The sequence below is a fragment of the Paracoccus sp. TRP genome, from assembly GCF_000185925.1.
GTDB lineage: Bacteria > Pseudomonadota > Alphaproteobacteria > Rhodobacterales > Rhodobacteraceae > Paracoccus > Paracoccus kondratievae.
In genome coordinates, this window is sequence record NZ_AEPN01000096.1 from 1 (window position 1) to 3279 (window position 3279).

Consider the following 3279-nt stretch of genomic DNA (forward strand, 5'->3'; position numbering starts at 1 on the left):
TTTTCATTTTTTTGGAGGTATTTTCATGATTTCTTCGTGTTTTGCGATTGCCTTTTCGAGGTCGTCAAAGACGGTGAGTTTTCCCCGGTCGAGTACGGCGCCCATGTTGCACATCTTGCGGATCATCGGCATCGAATGGCTGACCACGATCGCCGAAGAACTCGCCATACGGTCGGCAAAGACGCGCTGCGACTTGGCGCGGAAATTGGCGTCGCCCACGCTGGTCACCTCATCGACCAGATAGGTGTCAAAATGGATCCCCATCGAGGTCCCCATCGCCAGACGCGACCGCATCCCCGAGGAATAGCTTGCGAATGGCTGGTGGTAATGGGCGCCAAGCTCGGCAAAATCCTCGACGTAATCGACCAGCTCATCGGTATCGACGCCGTAAATCCGCGCCACAAAGCGCACGTTCTGCGCCCCGGTCAGCTCGCCATGGAAACTGCCGGCAAAACCCACCGGCCATGAGATGGTGCCATCCGACAGCACCCGCCCCGAGGTCGGCGCCACCGTCCCGGCAATCATCCGCAAAAGCGTCGATTTTCCCGCCCCGTTGCGCCCAAGAAGCGCAACCGAAGCACCGGTCGGAAACACCGCGTTGATATTGTCCGCAACCTGCGTCTCGCGCCCCTTGAGACGATAGATCTTGGTCAGGTTCTCCAGCCAGATCATCGCTTAGCGGCGGTCCCGGACACTGTAATAGATCAGCACAAGGATCGACCAGCCGGCCAGCAGCAGCCCCGCCACCATGGCCAGCAGCCAGGGACGGTTCGGCTCGGTCGCGCTCTGCGCCACCTTGGGCTCGATATGGGCGGCAAGATAGCGTGCCTGGCGCTGCGTCTCGGCCAGGGCCGTCTCATAGGCGATCCGCGCCGAACGATAGGCACCCTCGGCAAATTCACGGTCCACGGCCAGCTTTTCATATTCCGCCATCAGCTGGGCATAGCTCTCGCCCGCAGGGCCCTGGCCCTCGGCGCCGAACTTGCTGCGCTCGGCCTCGATCAGCCGGCGCAGGGCCTCGATCTTTTGCTGGGCCTGAACCACCCGGTGATCGGTCGGCTGGGCATTGTCCAGCAGCAGGTCATGGGCAACCAGCGCCTCGGCCAGCTGCGCCTGCAACCCGCTCAGCACCCCCATCTGGCCGGCCAGATCGGCCTCGGGGTCGACGATCTGCGAGCGCATGCGAAAGGCGGTCATCGCCTGGCGCGTCTCGGTCAGCTCGGCGCGGGCCTTGTCAAGCTCGGCCCGGGCAAGGCGCGTCGCGTCGTTGCGGGCGATGGTCGAGATCTCGTTGATCTTGTCCGAACTGGCCTGGAACACCGCCGCCGCGATCGCCTGCGCATCCTCGGGGGTAAAGGCGCTGACCTTCAGCGTGATAAGCTGGGTGCTGCTGTCGTAAAGCACCTTGACCTGACGCTGCCAGTAATCGGTCAGATCCTCAATGTGGTTTTCGGGATTGAAGGCAAAGACAAAATCATGCGGCCAGGCGCGCGAGAAACGGGCGTGCAGGTCAAGCTCGGCGTCGATCCGCTCGACCATGTCCTGGCTGCGGATATATTCGTAAAGCACATCGGTATCGGCCGCCCCGCCGCCACCGGCCAGTGGCGACAGCCCGCCCAAAAGCTCGATCGAGGGGGCGGCCTGTTCGTTGCGCACCGTAAAGCCGACGGTCGAGACATATTGATCGCTGGCCCGCAGCCACAGATAGGCAGCCCAGATCAGCGTCGGCAGCACCACCAGCGCAAGGAATGAGCCAAGCATCAGCCAATGCCGCCGCCGCGGCTGGGCGATGCCGACCGGCGGCCGCACCGGCTGGGCGGGCACCGCCCTGGCCGGGGTCGGCGCCACCGGTTTGGCAACCGGCTTTGCCGCAGGCTTGGCGACGGGCCTGGCCACCGCCTTGGCCGGAGGCTGTGTCGCGGGTTTGGCCGCAGCAGCCGCAGGTTTGGCCGCGGCAGCGGGTGCAGGCTCCTGCATGGGACGGACCGGAATCGGCCTGGCCTCCTGCTCCTGCGGGCGCAGCGCCGGAGGATTGGTCTTGCCCGCCGCAGGCTGCGGCCCGGTCACCTGCGGTCCGGTCACCTGCGGCCCGGCTACCTGCGGCTGGGCCACCTGCGGCTGGGCGCGTGACGCATCCGCCTGACCCGCATCCGCAGGCCCGGCGGGCTGGGCCGGCTGAGCCTTGGCCCCCAGGCCCTGCTGCTGCTGAAAGGGACGTTGCGCGACGGCCGGCGCGGCCGTTTGCGGCGCAGCGGGCGCAGCCGCCTCGGGGGCGGGGCTTGCGCTGGCTTGCTGCCGGGCGGCCGGCTGGCCGGTCTTGTCACCGGCCGGAGGAGAAGAGGTGGTCACGGGCGGGGGCCTTCGCTGGTTTACCTTTCGACTGCAGTTGTTACATATTGCCGCCCGTACAGACCAGCGTTTGCGTTCACATGTCCGATATCGCCCCCGTTCCGGCACGCCCCGTTCCAGCATCCCCGAACCGCCGTCCCCAGCGGCCCGGCCGGCATGGGCCGCGTTTCCGCATGGTCCGCACCGTGACCGCCCTGATGCTGCGAGAAATCGCCACAACCTATGGCCGCTCGGTCGGCGGCTATATCTGGGCGATTCTCGAACCGGTCCTGGGGGTGGCGCTGCTTAGCGTGCTCTTCAGCCTTGCGCTGCGCAGCCCGGGGCTCGGGTCGAACTTTCCGCTGTTTTACGCCACGGGCTTCCTGCCCTTTGCGATGTTTCACGACCTGTCCAGTAAAACCGCGGCGGCAATCCGCTTTTCCAGGCCGTTTCTTGCCTATCCCAGCGTGACCTTCATCGATGCGCTGATCGCACGGGTGGTGCTGAACGTGCTGACCCATGCCACGGTCATCGCCATCGTCATCTCCGGCATCTATGTCGCCTTTCAGCTGCCCGGTCCGGTGGACCTTGCCCCCGTGCTCGAGGCACTGCTGCTGCTTGCCCTGCTGGGCATGGGCGTCGGCACGCTGAACTGTTTTCTGATCACCAGCTTTCCGATCTGGGAGCGGATCTGGAGCATCATCACACGCCCCCTCTTTCTCGTCTCGGGCATCTTCTTTCTCTACGACCTCATGCCCGCAAAGGCCCAGGCGCTCTTGTGGTACAACCCCCTTATCCATTGCATCGGACTGATGAGACGAGGCTTCTACCCCACATATGAGGCCGCGTATGTCAGCAGAACATATGTCCTGACCGTCGCTATAACACTCATCGTCGCAGGGCTCGCACTGCTCGAAAAAAAACACAAAAAATTACTCGAACGCTAAAGAA

The 3279-nt window shown here is 64.4% G+C and carries 3 protein-coding genes; 1 reads left to right on the forward strand and 2 read right to left on the reverse strand.

Annotated elements, in window-relative coordinates:
• Nucleotides 1–3: 3 nt before the first annotated feature.
• Both PARACOCCUSGL_RS0119835 and PARACOCCUSGL_RS0119840 read right to left on the reverse strand, forming a co-directional pair.
• Nucleotides 4–672: an ABC transporter ATP-binding protein gene (locus tag PARACOCCUSGL_RS0119835; protein ID WP_010400754.1), complete on the reverse strand. Its 669-nt coding sequence runs from the start codon at nt 670–672 to the stop codon at nt 4–6.
• 3 nt (nt 673–675) lie between these two features.
• The gene (locus PARACOCCUSGL_RS0119840) at nt 676–2349 is read right to left on the reverse strand and encodes a capsule polysaccharide transporter (protein ID WP_010400757.1); all 1674 of its coding nucleotides are present in this window, start codon (nt 2347–2349) and stop codon (nt 676–678) included.
• Nucleotides 2350–2522: 173 nt separating this feature from the next.
• Between PARACOCCUSGL_RS0119840 and PARACOCCUSGL_RS0119845 the strand changes: the two genes are divergently transcribed.
• The gene (locus PARACOCCUSGL_RS0119845; RefSeq protein WP_010400760.1) at nt 2523–3275 is read left to right on the forward strand and encodes an ABC transporter permease; all 753 of its coding nucleotides are present in this window, start codon (nt 2523–2525) and stop codon (nt 3273–3275) included.
• The last annotated feature ends 4 nt before the right edge of the window (nt 3276–3279 follow it).